This window comes from Serratia sp. CY43202 (genome assembly GCF_052168755.1).
Taxonomy (GTDB): Bacteria; Pseudomonadota; Gammaproteobacteria; order Enterobacterales; family Enterobacteriaceae; genus Serratia; species Serratia bockelmannii.
This window is the reverse complement of record NZ_JBJNMB010000001.1, coordinates 365,906-385,752: the sequence shown is the minus strand read 5'-3', so window position 1 is coordinate 385,752 and position 19,847 is coordinate 365,906. Positions and strand designations below refer to the sequence as shown.

15 protein-coding genes are annotated in these 19,847 nt (G+C 61.7%); 7 read left to right on the top strand and 8 right to left on the bottom strand.

The annotated features are described in order from the left end of the window. The first annotated feature begins 130 nt into the window (after positions 1-130). Entirely contained in the window at positions 131-973 is an 843-nt protein-coding gene (amiA, locus tag ACJ8J5_RS01850) for an N-acetylmuramoyl-L-alanine amidase AmiA (protein WP_099817411.1), read from the top strand. A 54-nt stretch (positions 974-1,027) separates the two neighbouring features. Continuing rightward, positions 1,028-2,080 (top strand): porin, encoded by a 1,053-nt coding sequence (locus ACJ8J5_RS01845; RefSeq protein WP_334273790.1) that lies wholly within the window; start codon positions 1,028-1,030, stop codon positions 2,078-2,080. A 120-nt stretch (positions 2,081-2,200) separates the two neighbouring features. On the opposite strand, the gene ACJ8J5_RS01840 is transcribed toward ACJ8J5_RS01845, so the two are convergent. Next, positions 2,201-3,145, bottom strand: a complete 945-nt coding sequence (locus tag ACJ8J5_RS01840) for an NAD-dependent epimerase/dehydratase family protein (RefSeq protein WP_060433554.1) — start codon at positions 3,143-3,145, stop codon at positions 2,201-2,203. A gap of 67 nt (positions 3,146-3,212) precedes the next feature. After that, positions 3,213-4,043, bottom strand: a complete 831-nt coding sequence (locus ACJ8J5_RS01835; RefSeq protein WP_025303474.1) for an alpha/beta fold hydrolase — start codon at positions 4,041-4,043, stop codon at positions 3,213-3,215. A 204-nt stretch (positions 4,044-4,247) separates the two neighbouring features. Between ACJ8J5_RS01835 and ACJ8J5_RS01830 the strand changes: the two genes are divergently transcribed. The 5 genes from ACJ8J5_RS01830 to ACJ8J5_RS01810 all read left to right on the top strand — a co-directional run bounded on the left by ACJ8J5_RS01830 (position 4,248) and on the right by ACJ8J5_RS01810 (position 12,772). Further along, entirely contained in the window at positions 4,248-5,672 is a 1,425-nt protein-coding gene (locus ACJ8J5_RS01830) for a coniferyl aldehyde dehydrogenase (protein ID WP_414104366.1), read from the top strand. A gap of 259 nt (positions 5,673-5,931) precedes the next feature. Further along, positions 5,932-8,127, top strand: coding sequence for a catalase/peroxidase HPI (gene katG / locus ACJ8J5_RS01825; protein WP_442520463.1), 2,196 nt, complete (start codon positions 5,932-5,934; stop codon positions 8,125-8,127). Between the two features lie 631 nt (positions 8,128-8,758). Beyond that, positions 8,759-9,556 (top strand): glyoxalase, encoded by a 798-nt coding sequence (locus ACJ8J5_RS01820; protein WP_414104364.1) that lies wholly within the window; start codon positions 8,759-8,761, stop codon positions 9,554-9,556. Between the two features lie 41 nt (positions 9,557-9,597). Next, positions 9,598-10,887, top strand: coding sequence for an alginate export family protein (locus tag ACJ8J5_RS01815; RefSeq protein ID WP_404758665.1), 1,290 nt, complete (start codon positions 9,598-9,600; stop codon positions 10,885-10,887). A 502-nt stretch (positions 10,888-11,389) separates the two neighbouring features. Beyond that, positions 11,390-12,772, top strand: a complete 1,383-nt coding sequence (locus ACJ8J5_RS01810; RefSeq protein ID WP_089181109.1) for a serralysin family metalloprotease — start codon at positions 11,390-11,392, stop codon at positions 12,770-12,772. A gap of 106 nt (positions 12,773-12,878) precedes the next feature. On the opposite strand, the gene ACJ8J5_RS01805 is transcribed toward ACJ8J5_RS01810, so the two are convergent. The 6 genes from ACJ8J5_RS01805 to ACJ8J5_RS01780 all read right to left on the bottom strand — a co-directional run bounded on the left by ACJ8J5_RS01805 (position 12,879) and on the right by ACJ8J5_RS01780 (position 19,798). Further along, the gene (locus ACJ8J5_RS01805; RefSeq protein ID WP_142590222.1) at positions 12,879-13,931 is read right to left on the bottom strand and encodes an NAD(P)H-dependent flavin oxidoreductase; all 1,053 of its coding nucleotides are present in this window, start codon (positions 13,929-13,931) and stop codon (positions 12,879-12,881) included. 96 nt (positions 13,932-14,027) lie between these two features. Further along, the gene (locus ACJ8J5_RS01800) at positions 14,028-15,638 is read right to left on the bottom strand and encodes an MFS transporter (protein ID WP_049203315.1); all 1,611 of its coding nucleotides are present in this window, start codon (positions 15,636-15,638) and stop codon (positions 14,028-14,030) included. Then, a complete protein-coding gene (locus ACJ8J5_RS01795) occupies positions 15,631-16,056 on the bottom strand; it encodes a DoxX family protein (protein ID WP_025303482.1) in 426 nt (141 codons plus the stop codon). The genes ACJ8J5_RS01800 and ACJ8J5_RS01795 overlap by 8 nt, the downstream gene beginning before the upstream one ends. A 9-nt stretch (positions 16,057-16,065) precedes the next feature. After that, positions 16,066-16,896 (bottom strand): alpha/beta fold hydrolase, encoded by an 831-nt coding sequence (locus tag ACJ8J5_RS01790; RefSeq protein ID WP_141998500.1) that lies wholly within the window; start codon positions 16,894-16,896, stop codon positions 16,066-16,068. A 142-nt stretch (positions 16,897-17,038) separates the two neighbouring features. Then, the gene (locus tag ACJ8J5_RS01785) at positions 17,039-18,433 is read right to left on the bottom strand and encodes an MFS transporter (RefSeq protein WP_308370078.1); all 1,395 of its coding nucleotides are present in this window, start codon (positions 18,431-18,433) and stop codon (positions 17,039-17,041) included. Positions 18,434-18,607: 174 nt separating this feature from the next. Then, on the bottom strand, positions 18,608-19,798 hold the full coding sequence (locus ACJ8J5_RS01780) for a sugar transporter (protein WP_197780955.1): 1,191 nt from the start codon (positions 19,796-19,798) through the stop codon (positions 18,608-18,610). Between the last annotated feature and the right edge of the window lie 49 nt (positions 19,799-19,847).

Genomic DNA, 19,847 nt, shown 5'->3' with positions numbered 1-19,847 from the left:
TGCAGTATAAAAAACCAGTGAATTTAAGGAATGACATTAAAAGTAACAGCCGCTAACAGACAACCCCGCCGGCGCGTGAAATTGTTATGTTATAACAAAAACACCCTTTCCTTTTATGCTGGTTAACCTTATGGCTAAGACGGACCTTTTGAACACCCGGTTATCTCGCCGCAGAATGATGTTGGCAGGGTTGGCGGCCCTGGCGCTGAACGGCGCCGTTTCCCCGCTGGCTCACGCCCACGGCCTGCCACGTCCCAAAAAGCAGAACGGCCCTCAGGGGGCGCGAAAAAGATTCCTGGTCATGTTGGATCCCGGTCATGGCGGCATCGACTCCGGCGCCATTGGCCACACCGGTTCGCTGGAAAAACATGTCGTTCTGGCGATCGCCAGAAATGTGCGTGCACAGCTTGATCGACACGGCATCGATGCCCGCCTGACGCGCGACAGCGACGTTTTTATCCCGCTTTACGATCGGGTGGAGATCGCGCACCGGCATGGCGCGGATCTTTTCATGTCCATCCACGCCGACGGCTTTACCTGCCCCAGCGCCTGCGGCGCGTCGGTCTTTGCGCTTTCCAATAAAGGCGCCAGCAGCGCGATGGCGAAATACTTATCGAACAGTGAAAACGCGGCGGACGATCTCGCCGGCCCCCACGTCATCAAGAAAGATCGCTATTTGCAGAAGATACTGTTTGATTTGGAACAAACGGAAACGATCAAAGAAAGCCTGACGCTGGGCTCGCACCTGATCCAACATATTGCGCCCATCCATCATTTGCATGCCAAAAATACCGAACAGGCGGCCTTCGTGGTCTTAAAGTCCCCGTATATTCCTTCCGTCTTGGTGGAAACCTCGTTCATCACCAACCCCGAGGAAGAAAGGCTGCTGGGCACCCCTGCATTCCGAAATAAAATCGCCACCGCCATCACGCAGGGGATCGTCAGTTACTTTAAACGCGAAACGCACGCTTAAGCTTCGCCGGGGCGGCAAGCTCACGGGCTTGCCGCGCACAGGGACGGTGCCATCATGATAAAACGCAATCCTCGTTATTTTTCGGCGGGCATGCTGTTCCCCCTGCTGGCCCTGTTGCCGCGCGGCGCCTTCGCCGTGTCGTTGACGGGATCGCAGCAAAACAGCCTGAATTTCTACGGCACGATTATCGCCAGACGCTACAGCGGCCAAAACGAACGCGACGACGGCGACCGCAGCTACCTCTATTTCGGCCTGATAGGCAAAAAAAAGATCGCGCCGCGCTGGCAGGCCTACGCCCACTGGGAATATACCGTCAGCTTCGCCGACGCGACTCGCAACAGCACCCGGCTCGCCTATATCGGCGTGCAAAACGCCACCCTGGGCAGCCTCGATATCGGCCGCAACTGGGGCGTGCTTTATGATGTGACCGCCCTGACCGATCGCTCCCCGCTGTTTAGGGAAATAGCGTACAACTACATCGATAACTTTATGCGCGGCCGGGCGCATAACCTGCTCACTTACCGCCAAACTTTCAGCCTGTTTCAGCGGCGCGCCGCCCTCGCGTTGCAATATCAGTTCAAAGACGGCGACGATCGGCAAACGCCGGGCAAACAAAACGGCAACGGCTTCGGCGCCTCGTTCCGTTATGCGCTGACGCCGACGCTCAGCCTCATCGCCGCCGCCTCGGCGTCTCAAACCACGCAGCGGCAGCAACACGCCGCCGGCTATCGCCGACGCATCGATACGCTGGCCGAAGGGGTTCTCTATGCGTCGAAAAAAATCTATCTTGCGGCCGTGTTCACCCAAAGCGACAACGCCATCAGCCCACAACAAACCGCTAACCGCGGCTCGGCGTCAAGTTATGAAGCGCTCGTCAAATACCGGCTGACGGACCATATTCAGCCCAACATCGGCTATACCCGTTTAATACAGGCCCGGGCAGGCCGCAACACCGACTTATTGAACTACGAGGAGCTGGGGGTGACCTGGTTGCTCAACAGCAACATGCAGGTGTTTATTAACTATGAATTCAATAACCTTTCGCAGCACGCGGCCGGCGTCGATGCGTCGGACAAGCTCGATATGGGCATCAGCTATCACTGGTGATCCGCTTTCGCGCAGCCAATAAAAAGCCCCGCCCGGTGAGGGGCGAGGCTCGCTTAATGGCTCGAGTGGGCCGGCAGCCCAGCGTAGCGCGCTATGGCTAGCCCTGGCGCGGCGGGCATCTTAACGTGGCGCTTGCGCGTTCTTCCACTCCCGCCAAATCGTTTCCAGCCCGGCGCGATACGTCGTGACGGCGAAGTCGGGAAAGCGCTGCTTGAACTTGGTCGAGTCGAACAGGTTGTCGTGCTCGTAGCGCGGCAGCAGCTCGCGCATCTCACGCGCCCCGGATGAAACCAGCCCTGCGGCGATCAACGCCCATTTGCCGATGACGGAATATGAAATGTCCTTCCCAAACACCTCGCAGGCCAAGGCGGCGAACTGCGCATAGGTGAGCCGTTCGTCGCAGCACGGCAAATGCCACGTCTGGCCGAACGCGTCGGGCGTATTGCCGAGCCGGGCTAACCCGCGGCTGGCGTCGGGCGTCCAGATCAGCGTGCGCAGCCTGTCGTCGCGAACCGGCACGCGCGGTTTTTCCCCCGCTTTCAGCCTGTCGACGATCAACGCGTTGGTGAAGCTCTGTGTTTTCCCCGGCCCATAAAACTCAGGAGCACGGCCGATCAGCACGGGGATCTGCTTGCGCTCCATCTCGTCGAGCACCTTCTCGGTCATCAGGGCGCGCACCCGTCCCTTGCGCCCCCGAGGCGCGAACGGCGTCGATTCCGTCTGCGGCTCGCCGTTCTGCGGATACATGTAAGTATTGTCGAAATAAACAAAGGGCACGCCCGCGGTACGGCTGGCGTCCAACGCATTCTGCAGCATGGTCGGAAATTGCCGCTCCCACAGCGCCGAATCCGGCGGCAGGCCGGCGGCGAAATACACCACGTCGCTGCCCTTCACCGCCGCCAGGGTCTGCTGTGCATCGAGCAGGTCGGCCGCGACCAGCGTATCGCTGTCGTTGACCTTCTTCGGGTTGCGGCTGACCAATCTTAAATCATCGGTGTACGCGCGCTTCAGTTCACGCGCCAGCTCTTGGGCGATCTGGCCACTGGCGCCCAGGATCGTTTGCATTTCCGTTCCTCATTGTAATGAAAAAAGCTCCGCCCACTCAGGGCGGAGCAAAAGTGCTTGTTCGCGCTTAACTGTTCACGAACGCCAGCAGATCGGCGTTGACCTGATCGGCATGGGTGGTCGGGATGCCGTGCGGCGCGCCCTTATAGGTATGGAGCGTGCCGTTTTGCACCAGCTTGGCCGAGAGCACGCCGGAATCCTGATAAGGCACCACCTGGTCGTCATCGCCGTGGATCACCAGCACCGGAATGGCAATCTTCTTGAGATCTTCGGTGAAATCGGTCTGCGAGAAGGCGACGATGCCGTCATAGTGCGCCTTGGCGCCCCCCATCATGCCCTGCCGCCACCAGTTCCAGATAATCGCCTCCGACGGTTTGGCACCCGGGCGGTTATAGCCATAGAACGGGCCTGCGGGCACGTCGTAATAGAACTGCGCCCGGTTGGCGGCCAGCTGCGCCTGGAAATCATCGAATACCGATTTTGGGGTGCCCTGCGGATTGGCGTCGGTTTTCACCATCAGCGGCGGCACCGCGCTGATCAGCACCGCTTTGGACACCTTGTCCTCGCCGTGGCGCACGATGTAGCGCACCACTTCGCCGCCGCCGGTCGAGTGGCCTACGTGCATGGCGCCCTGCACGCCCAGGTGTTTTACCACCGCGGCGACGTCATCGGCGTAATGATCCATGTCGTGCCCTTCCCACACCTGGCTGGAGCGGCCGTGGCCGCGGCGATCGTGCGCAACCACGCGGAACCCTTTGTTCACGAAGAACAGCATCTGGGCATCCCAGTCATCGCTGGACAGCGGCCAACCGTGGTGGAAGTAGATAACCTTGCCGTTTTTTGGGCCCCAATCCTTGTAGAAAATCTCGACGCCATCGCTGGTCGTTACATAACCCATGTCGTTTCTCCCGTTTACACTCTGGTTAAAAAAGAAGGTTTATACTGCGCACGGCGCCGGGATCTCTGGCTCCCTCATCCCGGTTGGCCGACGATCTTGCGTTGATCGTTTAACGAGTATAGGTTTAAAGTTCACTTTAAGGTCAATAGTGGCCCGGCAAGCGGTATTTCCCTCAGTAACGCGATCGGCATCAGGAGTATTCAAGTGCAAGGAGATGACACCGCCACGACGATGGAGCAACGGCTTGCCGCCCAGCGCCACGCCTTCCTGCGCGACGGCGCGCCGACGAGGGATCAGCGCAAGGCCGCTCTGCGCCGCTTGCGAAGCGCCATTCTGGCCCAGCGCGCCGCGCTGGCGGCGGCCGTCAGCGCGGACTTCGGCCACCGTACGCCTTACGAAACCGACATTCTGGAGATCCTGGTCACCGTGCAGGCGATCGATTACCTGCTGCGCAACCTGAAACGCTTCATGCAGCCGGAGCGCCGCCACGTCGCCCTGCCGTATCAGGCCGCACGCGCCTATGTGCAATATCAGCCCAAGGGGGTGATTGGCATCATGGCGCCGTGGAACTATCCCTTCTCGTTGACCTTCATCCCGCTGGCCACCGCCCTGGCCGCCGGCAACCGCGTGATGCTGAAACCTTCGGAGCTCACGCCACATACCAGCCGCCTCATCGAAACGATGCTGGCGGCGCTGTTTCCCGCCGATGAGGTCGCCGTCGTGACCGGCGGGCCGGACGTCGGGGCCAAATTCAGCGAGCTGGCGTTCGACCATCTGGTGTTCACCGGCAGCACGGCGATCGGCCGTCAGGTCATGCAGGCGGCCGGCAAACATCTGGTGCCGTTAACGCTTGAACTGGGCGGCAAAAGCCCCGCCGTCATGGCGCGCGGCGCGGTTAACGCCAGAAACGTCAAGAGCGTGGCGTTCGGCAAGCTGTCAAACGCGGGCCAAACCTGTATCGCGCCCGATTACCTGCTGGTTCATCAGGACGATCTGGCAAGCTTCATGGCGCTCTATGACGCGGCGGTTAAAAGCTTTTATCCCGACGGGCCAACCGGCGACGACTACGGCGCCATCATCAACGACAGGCACTACCACCGCTTGCACGATCTGCTCGCCGATGCCCAGGCGCGGGGCGCGCAAATCCATCCGGTCGGCCACCGCCCGGACTCGGCGTCTGAACGGCCGAAAACCCTCGCCCCCACGCTGATCGTCGGCGCCCCCGACGACAGCCGGATCATGCAAGAGGAGATCTTCGGGCCGCTGCTGCCGCTGCGCACCTACGCCGCCTTTGATGAAACGATCGACGTTATCAACGCCGGGCCGCGCCCGCTTGCGCTCTACTACTTCGGTCCGCCGGGCGAGGATCGGGACCGGCTGCTGGCGCGCACCACCTCCGGCAACGTCAGCGTTAACGCCACCCTACTGCATTTCGCCCAGGACGATCTGCCGTTCGGCGGTATCGGCCCCAGCGGCATGGGGGCCTGTCACGGCATCGAAGGATTTCGGGCGCTGAGCCACGCCAAAGGCGTCTTTATCCAGAGCCGCTGGCGTTTTACCGACCTCCTGCGCGCGCCGTTCGGCAAGCTGGCGGACGCGGTGCTCAAGGTTATGCTGCGGCGCCGATAACACGGCGTGTTGACTATCAATAGCACACCCATAAATCGCCGCAAGCTATCACAATATTCACTCATTCCTATTTTATCTCTCCGCCACCGCTGACTAAGCTTAGCCATGAGTCGCCTTTTGCCCGTTAGCGGCCGGGGCGATGCGAATCCATTGAGTTCAGTTATTTAGCGCAACACCCGACGCAAGCCTTACCCGCATGCCTTGTTAACCGCTCCACGCCCGGCGGCTGGAGCACCTTTATGGAAGCAGAGAGCGCATTATGACAACTGAAAGCAAATGCCCGTTTTCGGGCGGCAAGCAGCCCGCACCGCAGAACGGCCCCACCAATCAGGATTGGTGGCCTAATCAGCTCAGCCTGAAACCACTGCACCAACATTCCCCCCTGTCCGATCCGATGGATAAAGACTTCAACTACGCCGATGCCTTCAACAGTCTCGATCTGGCGGCGGTCAAACAGGACCTGCACGCCCTGATGACCGACTCGCAGGAATGGTGGCCGGCAGACTTCGGCCACTACGGCGGCCTGTTCATCCGCATGGCCTGGCACAGCGCCGGCACCTATCGCATCGGCGACGGCCGCGGCGGCGCGGGCGAAGGCCAGCAGCGCTTCGCCCCGCTCAACAGCTGGCCGGACAACGTCAGCCTCGACAAGGCGCGCCGCCTGCTGTGGCCAATCAAACAGAAATACGGCCGTAACCTCTCCTGGGCCGACCTGATTATCCTGACCGGCAACGTGGCGCTGGAATCGATGGGCTTTAAAACCTTCGGCTACGCCGGCGGCCGCGCCGACACCTGGGAGCCGGACGACGTCTACTGGGGTTCGGAGAAGATCTGGCTGGAGCTGAGCGGCGGGCCAAACAGCCGCTACTCGGGCGACCGCGACCTGGAAGACCCGCTGGCGGCGGTGCAGATGGGCCTGATCTACGTCAACCCGGAAGGCCCGGACGGCAACCCCGATCCGGTGGCCGCCGCGCGCGACATCCGTGAAACCTTCGCCCGCATGGCGATGAACGACGAAGAAACCGTGGCGCTGATCGCCGGCGGCCACACCTTCGGCAAGACCCACGGCGCCGGCCCGGCGTCTAACGTCGGTGCCGATCCGGAAGCGGCCGGGCTGGAGTCGCAGGGCCTCGGCTGGCACAGCACCTTCGGCACCGGCGTCGGCAAAGACGCCATCACCAGCGGCCTGGAAGTCACCTGGACCACCACCCCGACCCAGTGGAACCACGACTTCTTCCGCCACCTGTTCGAATACGAATGGGAGCTGAGCCAAAGCCCGGCCGGTGCGCATCAGTGGGTGGCGAAAGACATCGGTGAAACCATTCCCGACGCCTTCGATCCGAACAAGAAGCGCCGCCCGACCATGCTGACCACCGACCTGTCGCTGCGCTTCGATCCGGCCTACGAGAAGATTTCGCGCCGTTTCTATGAGCATCCGGAAGAGTTGGCCGACGCCTTCGCCCGCGCCTGGTTCAAGCTGACCCACCGCGATATGGGGCCGCGCGCGCGCTACCTCGGCCCGGAAGTGCCGCAGGAAGAGCTGATTTGGCAGGATCCGATCCCGGCGGTCGATCATCCGCTGATCGACGAGCAGGACATCGCCGCGCTGAAAAACGCCGTGCTGGCTTCCGGCCTGCCGGTGTCGGTGCTGGTCTCCACCGCCTGGGCTTCCGCTTCCAGCTTCCGCGGTTCCGACAAACGCGGCGGCGCCAACGGCGCGCGCATTCGCCTGGCGCCGCAAAAGGACTGGGCGGTCAACCAACCTGCGCAGCTCGCCGCGACGCTGGCCAAGCTGGAGAGCATCCAACGCGCCTTCAACGATGCCCAGACCGGCGGCAAGCGCGTCTCGCTGGCGGATCTGATCGTGCTGGCCGGCGCGGCGGGCGTGGAACAGGCGGCGAAGAACGCCGGTTTCGCCCTGACGGTGCCGTTCGCCCCGGGCCGCATGGACGCCTCGCAGGAACAGACCGACGTGGACTCCTTCGAGGCGATGGAGCCGCTCGCCGACGGATTCCGCAACTTCCTGAAGGGTAAATACCGCGTGCCGGCCGAAACGCTGCTGGTCGACAAGGCGCAGCTGCTGACCCTGACCGCGCCGGAAATGACGGTGCTGGTCGGCGGGCTGCGCGTGCTCGGCGCCAACGTTGGCGGCACGCAGCACGGCGTGTTCACCCAGCGGCCGCAGGCGCTGACCAACGACTTCTTCGTCAACCTGCTCGACATGGGCACCACCTGGCACCCGATCGGTGAAGACGGCCTGTTCGAAGGCCGCGATCGCCGCAGCGGCGCGGTCAAGTGGACCGGCACCCGCGTCGATCTGGTGTTCGGTTCGCACGCGCAGCTGCGCGCGCTGGCCGAAGTCTACGGCAGCGCCGACGCGCAGGAGAAGTTCGCCCACGACTTCGTCGCCGCCTGGAACAAAGTGATGAACCTCGATCGTTTCGATCTGGCGTAACGTCCCCCCCAACGGCCTGCTTCGGCGGGCCGTTTTTTCTCCCGAGATCAACACCGCTTCCGCTCCACGTCAGCCATGGCTGGCGCCGCGATATTCTCTTTCCCCGCTTATTCGTATTTACTCAACAAGTCATATAAAAATTTGATGGGCGGCAATTCTTTTAATGCTGTATTTATATTTAGACGGCAATGAAGACCGTAAACTCAGCTGGCTCATGCGATATATCCCATCTAGGAGAACACCGTTATGGATTATCTTCGATTCACCTCAACACGCGGCGAAGCGGGCCTCATGACCACCGTCATTCCTTAGCGATAGCGGGCTGAGCCGGCAAAGGCGCCCCACCGTTCCACGCCCATAAAAAGAGATATTTTGCACCTGCGCGATATTCGCTTAGGCGCCAGAACATCGCCCTTATTTAATGTTTCACGACGCACATTGCGTTTTTCGTTTTTATTTTTCAGCCGACGGGAAAGCTCATAGGAAATTACGCTTCACTCAGGAAAATAACCGCTACCTGGAGGTCATCATGCAACATATTATCGGCATTTCTTCTCGTCGGCTGAGGATATCGGCCCTTGCGCTACTGCTCCCTGCCGTATCATGGGCGGCCGATACGGCGCCTCTTGCCGTGGGGCCGCAATATGACACCACCCATGTCTACGTCGAACGCGGCAAGATGGACGCCTTTGTCGACAGCATCCTGAAAACCTTCGGCGGCACCAGCACCGAACGCGTGCTGGTCAACGTCACGCCCACCCCGAGCGAAACCTACTCCCAGCTGATACTGACGCCGGCCGGCAGCTTCTCGGTGTTCGATTTCAAAACGCCGATCCCGTACCCGTTCGGCGCCGAGCGCAACGGTTTTCTGGTCAGGGATATGGACGCCGCCATCCGGCAGGCCAGGGCCGCCGGCGCCGATGTGCAGGTTGCGCCTTTCGACGATCCGATCGGCCGCGACGCGGTGATCCAATGGCCCGGCGGCGTCAACATGCAGCTCTATTGGCACACCAAGGCGCCTGACTACAAGCCGCTGCTGAGCGTGCCGGAAAACCGCCTGTATCTCTCCGCCTACCGCGTCGACGATTTCCTGAAAAGCTACCAGGCGTTCTCGCACGGCAAGGTCGTGAGCGACGAACAGGTCAGCGACACGGCGATCGGCCGCAGCGACAACGGCAAGGTCCGTCAGATCGAGCTGGACTCCCACTTCGGCAAAACGCGCATTTTCGTCACCGACGGGCATCTGCCTTATCCGTTCGGCCATGAGCGCACCGGTTATGGCGTCGACGATCTGCAGGCCACGCTGGCCAAAGCGACGGCCAGCGGCGCGCAGGTGCTGTGGCATTCGACGGCGGCGGAACGCCGCGCCTCGGCGCTGGTGAGTTTCCCCGGCGGCTATATCGCCGAAATTCACCAGACGGCTAAATAAACCCAAGGCGCGCTGCGGCGCGCTTTTTTCTTCGGATATCCATGATGAAACGCACGCTACCCGCACTGTTGCTGTTCTCCACGCTACCCGCGCTGGCGGCGGAGCCCGCCGCTTCCCCCTGGAAAAACATCCCGTTGGGCGATGCGGCCACGTTGTCTTTCGACGGTTCACTGCGCGAGCGCTATGAATGGACGGATCAGCGGGATCTGAACGGCGGACGCGACGACACTTTCATGCAGCGCTTGCTGGTTGGCGCGCGCCTCGACTACGGCGACTATTTCGGCGCCTATGTGCAGGTGGGATCGTCGCTGGCCACCCCGCGCGACCGCGGGCGCAAGCCGACTGACGAAGATCATGCCTACCTCGGCCAGGGCTATGTGGACTTAAAACTGCCCACCGCCTACGGCCTCGGCACCCTGCGGATCGGCCGCCAGGAGATTGCGCTGGGCTCGCTGCACCTGCTGGGCACCCGCGACGGCCCCAACGTGCGCCGTTCCTTCGATGCTATCCGCGCCAGCTGGGCCAAGGATAAAAACCGCCTCGACGCCTTTATCGGCCATCCCGTCACCCTCAAAACCGGCAGTTTCGACGACGATACTGACAACAGCCAAAAGGTCTGGGGGCTGTACGGCACCACGCCGCTGGCAGCGCTGGCCTCCTCGCTCGATCTCTACACCTTCGGCTTTGAGGATCACGACGTCCACTACGCGCAGCTCAGCGGGCAAGAGCGGCGCTATACCGTCGGCGCACGCATTTTCGGCGCGGCACAGGGGTTCGACTGGGATAATGAAGCCGCCTGGCAGTTCGGCAGCGTAGAACAGCGTGACATCCGCGCCTGGTCGGCGTCGGCGCACGCCGGCTATACGGTCAACGACTGGCGCTGGCAACCGCGATTCGGCGGCAAGATTGGCATCGCCAGCGGCGATAAAAACGGTCACGATGGGCAGCTCAACACCTTTAACGCCATGTACCCCAAGCTGCCCTACCTGACCGAGAACGGGCTGGTGGCGCCGGCTAACCTGATCGCCATCCATCCTTCGGTCACGATTATGCCGTGGCAAACCCTGGCCATCGACTTCAGCTGGGACGCGTTGTGGCGGCAACGCCGCGAGGATGCCTTCTACCTCGGGCCAATGCGCCCGGTGAAGAGCAGCGCGCAGGGCTCGCGCTTTATCGGCAACCAGTATCAGGTTGAAACGACCTGGACACCGCGCAGCGATCTTCAGTTCAAGGTGGCCTACGTCTACTTCGACGTCAGCAACAGCCTGCAGCAACATGCCGGGCTGAAAAACATGAACTTCGTGCTGGCGCAGGGCACCTACAGTTTTTAAGTATCAGGTAAGTTAATCGGTGTACGCGGACGCCCTTAATAATCCCGTACTCAATTAATGACGAGCGCCGGCGAGTAGCCGTCCATATGCATTGCGGCAATGGCGGCTACTCGCCGCCATTCACAGATAAAAGCTAAATAAAAGCAAAAAGATAAATCAATCACGTAAACTCCGCGAGCCAATTACAGTGTAATATTAAATAAAAATTTAATTCCACCTGGTTATTTAATCACGCCTTTTACGCATATCTTATGTAAAAGATTCATATAAGAATAACTCATCAATGAAATAATTGTGTTTATACTGCTTTAACTCAATCACAGCGCACAATTAATTCCTCACCGTGATTAATGATAAGGATATATTCCGCTTGAACGCAATATTCAAGCCGGACCAAGGAGGCAAGCCAATGATATCACATTAATTACCCCTGATTTTCAAACCTGTGTACGAGCATATAGAGCGTTAGGTGCAATATTGTCAACGTCCAAAGGAGTTTGATATGTCATTAGCGACCGATAAGATTTCCGATTATTTAACCCGTTATGAAAGAGGCGATCACGCGGGGAGCAGTAAACCGTCATATACCACGCAAGAGGTTTCAGATCTGCTGCTAAGGAGCCATTATTCCGCCAATGGCAAAGGCGTGACCGACCATGCGGCTACCTTGACCTACTCTTTCCCCGTCTATACCGACAGCGACAAGACGGGCGCCGCGCAGCTTACCGCCGCGCAGCAAGCCCAAACCAAGCTTTCATTGCAATCCTGGTCGGATGTGGCCAACATCACGTTCACCGAGGTTAAAGGCAACGACGCGAAAAATGCAGATATAAAGTTTGGTTTTTATAAGGCGGCCAGCGGGGGTAATTACACCTCGTATGAAAGTACGCAGAGCAATCTCAAAAGCACCATTTGGATCAGCGGCAATAACGGCTACGACGCCTCCAATCCGCAAACCAATAACTACGCCAGGGATACGCTGACTCATGAAATAGGGCATGCGTTGGGGCTTTCTCATCCCGGCAATTATGATGCGTCAAATGCCACCTACCCCACCTACGCCAACTCGGCGAAGTATTATGAAGACGACCATCAATATTCTTTGATGAGCTATTTTAACGAACAATACACCAGCGCTGACTATAAAGGCGTTTGGCCATCAGGGCCGCAGCTGGATGATATTACCGCCATACAGAAGCTTTACGGCGCGAATACCACCACGCGCACCGGCGATACCACCTATGGTTTCAACTCGAATACGGACAGAGACTTTCTGAGCGTTAAGGCGTCCACGGACAAAATCGTGGCGGCTATCTGGGATGCCGGCGGCAATGACACGCTGGATTTTTCAGGCTACAGCCAGGATCAGCGCATCAACATTAACGAAGGCGCATTCTCTGATGTGGGCGGCTTGAAGGCAAATATCGCCATCGCCTACGGCGCGCAGATTGAAAATATCATCGGCGGCAGCGGCGCAGACATTTTAGTGGGCAACGCGCTGAACAATACGCTAAAAGGCGGTGCAGGCAACGACATCATTTACGGTGCCGGCGGCGCCGATCAGCTCTGGGGCAATGCAGGCGCGGACACCTTCGTCTTCCGCGAAGCCGGCGACAGCCAAGCCGCCGCGCCGGATTGGATCCGCGATTTCCAGACGGCGGTGGATAAAATCGATCTGTCGTGGCTCAACCAGACGGCTAAGGCCGACGGGAGCGAGCTGCACTTCGTGGATAGTTTAAGCGGCTCGTTGTATGAAGCGGCGCTGAATTATGACGCGCAGCAGAATGTCACCGATCTGGCCATCAATCTCTCCGGCAATCAATTACCTGATTTCCTTGTCAAAATCGTTGGGCATGTCGACGCTTCCGCCGATATTCTCGTCTAGCCAAGGCAAACCCGCAGTCCGGCCTTTACGCCGGACTGTTTATCTCTCTCAGGCCTCACCCCGGCGTCTTTTTACATTGCCACAGCAATAAATCGCGCAGACGAGCTCACACCGCTTCCAGCTCCGCCGCCAGGGTGGCGACCAGCTCCGCCGCCGGCATCGGCCGCGCCAGGCCCACGCCCTGCCCGGCCCACAGCGACATAAACTCCCCGCGCCCGGCCTTGGCCGCCGCCTGGCGGATATCGCCGGTGAGCGCGTTCTGCACCGGATAAGGCAGGATCTGCGCCTCTTCCGCGCGCATCTGCCGCATGAAATCATTGACGATGCCGCGCGCCGGGCGGCCGCTGAAGGCGCGCGTCAGGCGCGTGCTGTCATCGCCGGCGTTGCGCAGCGCCGCCCGCCAGGCTTCGGCGATGCCCGACTCCGGGCTGCACAGGAACGCGGTGCCCAGCTGCGCCGCCTGCGCGCCCAGCAATTGCGCCGCTGCGATGCCGCGCCCGTTCATGATGCCGCCTGCGGCGATCGCCGGGATCTTCACCGCCGCCACCACCTGCGGCAGCAGGGCCATCAGGCCGACGCAGGATTGCTCAATGTCGCCGAGGAAGGTCGGGCGGTGGCCGCCCGCCTCCGCGCCCGAGACGCACACGAAGTCGGCGCCCGCCTCTTCCCAGGCGCGGGCTTCCGCCACCGTGGTGGCGGTGCCGATCACCCGCGAGCCGGCCTTCTTGAACTGCGTGACCGTGGCGCGCGGCAGCACGCCGAAGGTGAAGCTGACCACCGGCGGCGCCGCCTCCAACAGGGCCGCGATCTGGTCGCGGTTGTTTTCGGCGAATTGGGTCGGCATGGGCGGCTCACTCAGCCCCAGCGCTTCGCGGAACGGCCGCAGCAGGTGCTGGGCGCGCTTGAGCTCGGCGAGATCCGGGTGCTGCTCATCGAGCAGAAACAGGTTGATGTTGAACGGCGCGGCGGTCTGCGCGCGGATCTGCTGCACCCGTTCGAGGATCACCGCCGGTGAAAACAGCGCCGCCGCGCACGATCCCAGCGCCCCGGCGTTGCTCACCGCCACCGCCAACGCCGGCGGCGACGCGCCGTTCATCGGCCCCTGAACGATCGGATAGCGCAGCCCAAGCTCGCGGGCAAAAGCAGAAGGTGCCGTCATCAATGTGTCTCCCTGTGCTGACTACATTCGTCTTACGGCGGCCGCGCCGCCGAACCGACCAAAAGCATAGCACCTTCTCGCCGCCTGGCCGTGCAGTTAATGCTTCACCTGACGCCGGTCGAGCGACAGGAAGTGATGCACCACCGGTTTCTCAGGGCCAATGTGGAAGCGCAGCGCCTCCTGCTGCAGGTCGGCGTCGGCGTGCGACACCCGCTGGTGCTGCCGCAGGTGCTCCGCCCAGGACTCCACCAGGAACCACTCCATGATGCATTCCGGATCGCCGGTGTGCTCGGTGATGCCCCAGGCGTAAGCGCCATCGCGGCGGCGCGCCCGTTCCAGCATCAGCAGCGTGCGCAAGAACTGCGGCCGGTCCTGTTCGCGGATGCGGTACTCCACCTGGATCATGACCGGGCCGCGATCGTTTTCAACCGGCGTGTTAACCAACGGCTCCGGCCAATGGTTCGACGGCTGCAGATCGGCCTCACCGGTCGGCAGACGCAGGCGGTGGAACAGCAGCCCCGCCGCCAACAGGCCGACGCCGCCGACCAGCAGCGTGGCGGCCACGCCCAGCTCCTGCGCCACCAGTCCCCACAGCAGGCTGCCCGCCGCCATCGCGCCGTTGAACACCATCAGGTAAATGGCCAGACCACGGCCACGCACCCAGTTGGGCAGCACGCCCTGCGCCGCGCCGTTAAGCGTGGTCAGCGCGATAATCCAGCCGGCGCCCAGCACCAGCAGCAGCACCACCGCCAGCCACTGCGGCGGCGCCAGCGACAGGGCCGCCATCACCACGGCGGTGAGCACCGCCGCCAGCAACACCAGCCCGTCGGCATTCAGCCGCTGGCGCAGACGCGGCAGCACAATAGCCCCAAGGATCGCCCCGGCGCCTACCGCCCCCAGCAGAACGCCGTAGAAACCGGCGCTGCCGCCCAGCATGCGGCGCGCCACCAGCGGCAACAGCGCCCAAACCGAGCTGGAGAAGGCGAAGAACACCGCCGCCCGCAGCAGCACCACGTGCAGCTCGCGGCTGGAGCGGGCATAACGCAGGCCGGCGCGGAAGGCACCGAAGAAATGCTCCGACAGCCCGCTGTCCTCGGCCTTCGGCCGCTTCCACCACAGCAGCGCCGCGATCACCAGCACATAGCTCATCACGTCCGCGCCGTAGGCCGCGCCGGCACCGAAGCTGGCCAACAGCAGACCGCCGGCCGCCGGGCCGATGGAACGGGCGATGTTGATGCCCAGCGAGTTCAGCGCCACGGCGTTTTTCAGCTCGGTGCGCGGTACCAGCTCCGGCACGATCGCCTGCCAGGTCGGCCCCATCAGCGCCGCGCCGATGCCGCCGACGAAGGTCAGCGCCAGCAGGTATTCCACCGTCAGCGCACCGGTCTGCGACAGCAGCAACAGGCTGCCGCTGACGCAGGCCAGCAGAATTTGCACGAAGATCAGAAAGCGTCGCCGATCGAGGATGTCCGACAATACCCCGGCCGGGATCGCCAGCAGGAACACCGGCAGCGTGGCGGCGGTCTGCATCAGCGCCACCGCCGAAGGGTTGCTCGACAGGTCGGTGATCAGCCACGAGCTGGCGACGTCACGCATAAAGCTGCCGACGTTGCCGAGCACCGTGGCACCCCACAGCACCGCAAATAATGGGATTTTCAGCGGCGCGAAGCCGCCCGCCGCCGCCTTGTTTTCCGTCTGTTCAGCCATCCGTTCGCTCCTTCAAATCGTTAAATGCCACCAGCAACAGCGCGCCGGCCAGCCCGAGGTGTTCAAAAAATCCGTTCATCATCTGGCCGCGCTCCGCCCCGTCGAACTGCCAGAACGGATTGGCCATCAGCGTCGCCATCAGGGTAAAACCGGCCAGCGCCAACGCGCCGAGCCAGCGATAAAAGCCGCTCAGGATCAGCGCCGACGCCGCCAGTTCCAGCAGTGTCACCAGCACGGCGAACAGCGCCGCCGGCTGCAGGCCGAAGTGGGTCATCTCAGCAACCGCGCCTTCGACGTTCAGCGCCTTGACCAACCCGCCCTGGATGTAGGCGGCGCAAATGGCGAGCAGCAGCAGCCAGCGCAGCATGGGCGCATGCAGCCGCTGCGCGCAGCGGGCGGCGATAGCAGTCAGGTTCATCGCGCCCCCTTAGAACGGCGAATTCTGGATAAAGGCCAGCAAATCGGCGTTGAAGCGATCGGGATCGACCTGCGCCAAGCCGTGAGCACCGCCGGCGTATACGTTCAGCTCCGCCTGTTGCATAAGCTTAGCGGCTTTCAGCGCCGAGGCGCCGATCGGCACGATCTGATCGGCGTCGCCGTGCACCAACAGCGTCGGCTTGTCGATCGCCAGCAAATCGGCGGTGTAATCCACTTCGGAGAACGCGCGCACGCAGTCATACTGCCCTTTCACGCCGCCCTGCATGCCCATCAGCCAGAAGTGGTCGATCAGCCCCGCATTGCTCTCCACCTCGTCGCAGTGGAAGCCGTAGAATGGCACCGCCAAATCTTTGAAGAACTGCGAACGGTTGCCCGCCACGCCGCTGCGAATGCCGTCGAAGGCCGCCATCGGCGTGCCCTCAGGGTTGACCGGCGTTTGCAGCATCAGCGGCGGTACGGCCCCCACCAGCACCACCTTCGCCACCCGCTCGCTGCCGTGACGGCCGATATAGCGCGCCACTTCGCCGCCGCCGGTGGAATGGCCGACCAGGATCAGATCGCGCAGATCCAGCGTTTCGATCAGCAAGGCCAGATCGTCGGCGTATTGGTTGATGTCGTTGCCGTGCCAGGTCTGATCCGAACGGCCGTGGCCGCGACGATCGTGGGCAATCACGCGGAACCCGCTCTGGCCGAAAAACAGCAGCTGGTTGTCCCAGGCGTCGGCGGACAGCGGCCAACCGTGGGAGAACAGGATCGGCTGGCCGCGGCCCCAATCCTTATAGAAAATGCGCGCGCCATCGGGCGCGGTGAGGATGCTCATGACGTGTTCCCCGCTCGGTATTGAATTGGATTTTGTACCGGGTAACAGTACGGCAGGCGCAAAGGCAGTGATAACGGAATAATTTTCGCATGATCGCGAGTTTTTTTGCTGAAGAGGCCGGCGTCGCCGCCGGCGCAAAACGTCAGATGTTTTCCAGATCGATGCCGCGCGTTTTTGGGCCGAACAGCCCGATCACCAGCATCACGATCAGCATGCTGGCGACGATAAACGCGATCACCCCCAGCGAGCCGCCGTACTGCAAGATAATGCCGATGATGATGCTGCTGAATACCGTCGACAGCCGGCTGAAGGAGTAGCAAAAACCGACGGCGCGGGCGCGGATATGGGTCGGGAAGATCTCGGATTGATAGGAGTGGTAGCTGTAGGTCAGCCAGGCGTTGGACCAGGTGATGAAGAAGCCGCACAGGATCAGCCACAACGGGTTGTTCTGCAGCGCGAACAGCGAGCCGAAGATCACCGTTACCAGGCAAGACAACACGATCTGCCACTTGTTCTCCATCTTGTCGGCGTAGAAGCTGCACAGCAGCGAGCCGAGCGGGTAGGCCAGCGTGATGAAGAAAGCGTACAGCAGGCTGTGGGTAACCGAGGCGCCCTTGCCCGACAGCAGCGCCGGCAGCCAGTTGCCGAAGCCGAAGAAGCCGATGGCCTGAAAGAAGTTCATCACCACCAGCATCAGCGTGCGATCGCGGTACTGCGGCGCCCAGATGTCGCGAAAGCGGCCGCGCGGCGGCGCCCCCTCGGCATCGTCTACCGGGCGCGACGGGAAGTCCGTGGCCGCCACGCCGCAGCGCCGTTCCATATCCCGCATCACCTGCCGGGCCTGCGCATAGCGCCGCTGCTGCACCAGCCAGCGCGGCGACTCCGGCAGCCCCTTGCGCACCAGCCAGATCACCAGCGAAGCCAGCGCGCCGGCGATCACCACGTAGCGCCAGCCGCTCAGGCCCCAAATCGTCTTCGGCACCAGCCACCAGGACATCAGCGCCACCGCCGGTACCGACAGGAACTGCACGAAGAACGCGAAGGCAAAAGCCCGGGTACGCAGATGCGCGGGCACCCACTCCGTCAGGTAAGTGTCGATGGTCACCAGCTCGATACCGAGCCCAACGCCCACCAGAAAACGCAGAAAGATCACCCATTCCGCCTGCTGTTGAAACGCCAGCAGCAGCGAGAACGCGCCATACCAGATCAGGGCGAACATAAAGGTGGCGCGCCGGCCGAAGCGATCGGCGTACGGGCTCAGCAGGCTGGCGCCGACGAACAGGCCGAGAAAGGTGGCGGAGGCGAAGGCCGCCTGATCCGACACGCCGAAGACACCCAGCGCGCCGGTGTGGAAAATGCCGTCGGCGATAAGGCCGGTGCTGATATAGCCGGTCTGGAACAGATCGTAGAGTTCGAAAAAGCCGCCCAGCGACAGCAGAATAATAAAGCGCCACAGGCCGGCCGACGCGGGCAAGGCGTCGATTCTGGCCGCCAAATCCCGCGCATGGATCGGCGACGCCGCTACAGAGTCACTCACCGTTAACCTCGCATTAACATTTTTGATGACTTTCTATGCTAGCGAAGCGGCGTCGGAGTTAAATTTTTAATTAGCAGACTATGAAAAAAAGTTAAGCATAAAACGCTGCAGCAGCCTGTTTTATAGCAGGAAAATGCAGCGCGGGATGCCGCAGCGGCATCCCGAATCGGTGGATTAACGACTGTGGTGCTGCTGCAGCCGTTCGCTGCGATAGACGCTCAGCAGGCACCAGCCGAGAGCGATCAGCGCCAGCGGCGCGGCGACGAAGCCGATGTTGCCCATGCCCAGATGCAGGCTCACCTGGTTGCCCAGCAGCGCGCCGCTGCCGATGCCGAAGTTGTAGAGGCCGGAGAAGATCGCCATCGCCACGTCGGTGGCGTCCGGCGCCAGGCTCAGCACTTTGGCCTGCATCGACAGGCCGATGGCCATGATCGCCATGCCCCAGAAGATGCACAGCACCGTCAGGTGGCTTTCGCTGCCGGCGGCCGGCAACAGCAGCAGCAGGCTCAACGTCAGCAGCGCGATGGCGCCGATAAAGAAGCCGGAAGGAAAACGCTCGCTGTAGCGGCTGAACAGCAGGCTGCCGACGATGCCGGCGGCGCCGAACAGCAGCAGCATCAGCGTGGTGAAGTTCTCCGACAGCCCGGCCACGGTCTGGATAAACGGCTCGATGTAGCTGTAGGCGGTGAAGTGCGCCGTCACCACGATGATAGTCAGCATGTACAGCGCCACCAGCGCCGGGCGTTTGAACAGCAGCGGCACGCTGGCCAGCGAGCCGGAATGCTCGCTTTTCAGCACCGGCAGCAGGCGCCACAGCAGCACCAGCGCCAGGGTGGCGCACACCGCGATGCCGATAAAGGTCATGCGCCAACCGAGCAACTGCCCCACCACCCGCCCGAGCGGCAGGCCGAGCACCATCGCCAGCGCGGTGCCCCCCGCCAGCAGGCTCAGCGCCTGGGCTTTCTTGCCCGGCGGCGCCACGCGGATCGCCAGCGAGGCGGTGATCGACCAGAACACCGAGTGCGCCAGCGCCACGCCGGCGCGCGAGATAACCAGCGTGGTGAAGTCCCAGGCCACGGCGGTCAGCACGTGGCTGGCGATAAACAGCATGAACACGCCGATCAGCAGCTTGCGGCGCTCAATTTTGCTGGTCAGCAGCATGCACGCCAACGAGGCGGCGGCGACGATCCAGGCATAAATGGTAATGATCAGGCCGACCTGTTCGGTTTGCATCGAGAAGCTGGCGGCGATATCGCTCAGCAGACCGACCGGGATAAATTCGGTGGTGTTGAAGATAAAGGCCGAGACGGCGAGGATAACCACGCGCAACCAGGCGGTTGAGCGCGAAACGGGAGCGTGTTCCATGGTAAACAAAATCCGGACAGGTGCGGGCAAGTAGCGATATTTTAACCAA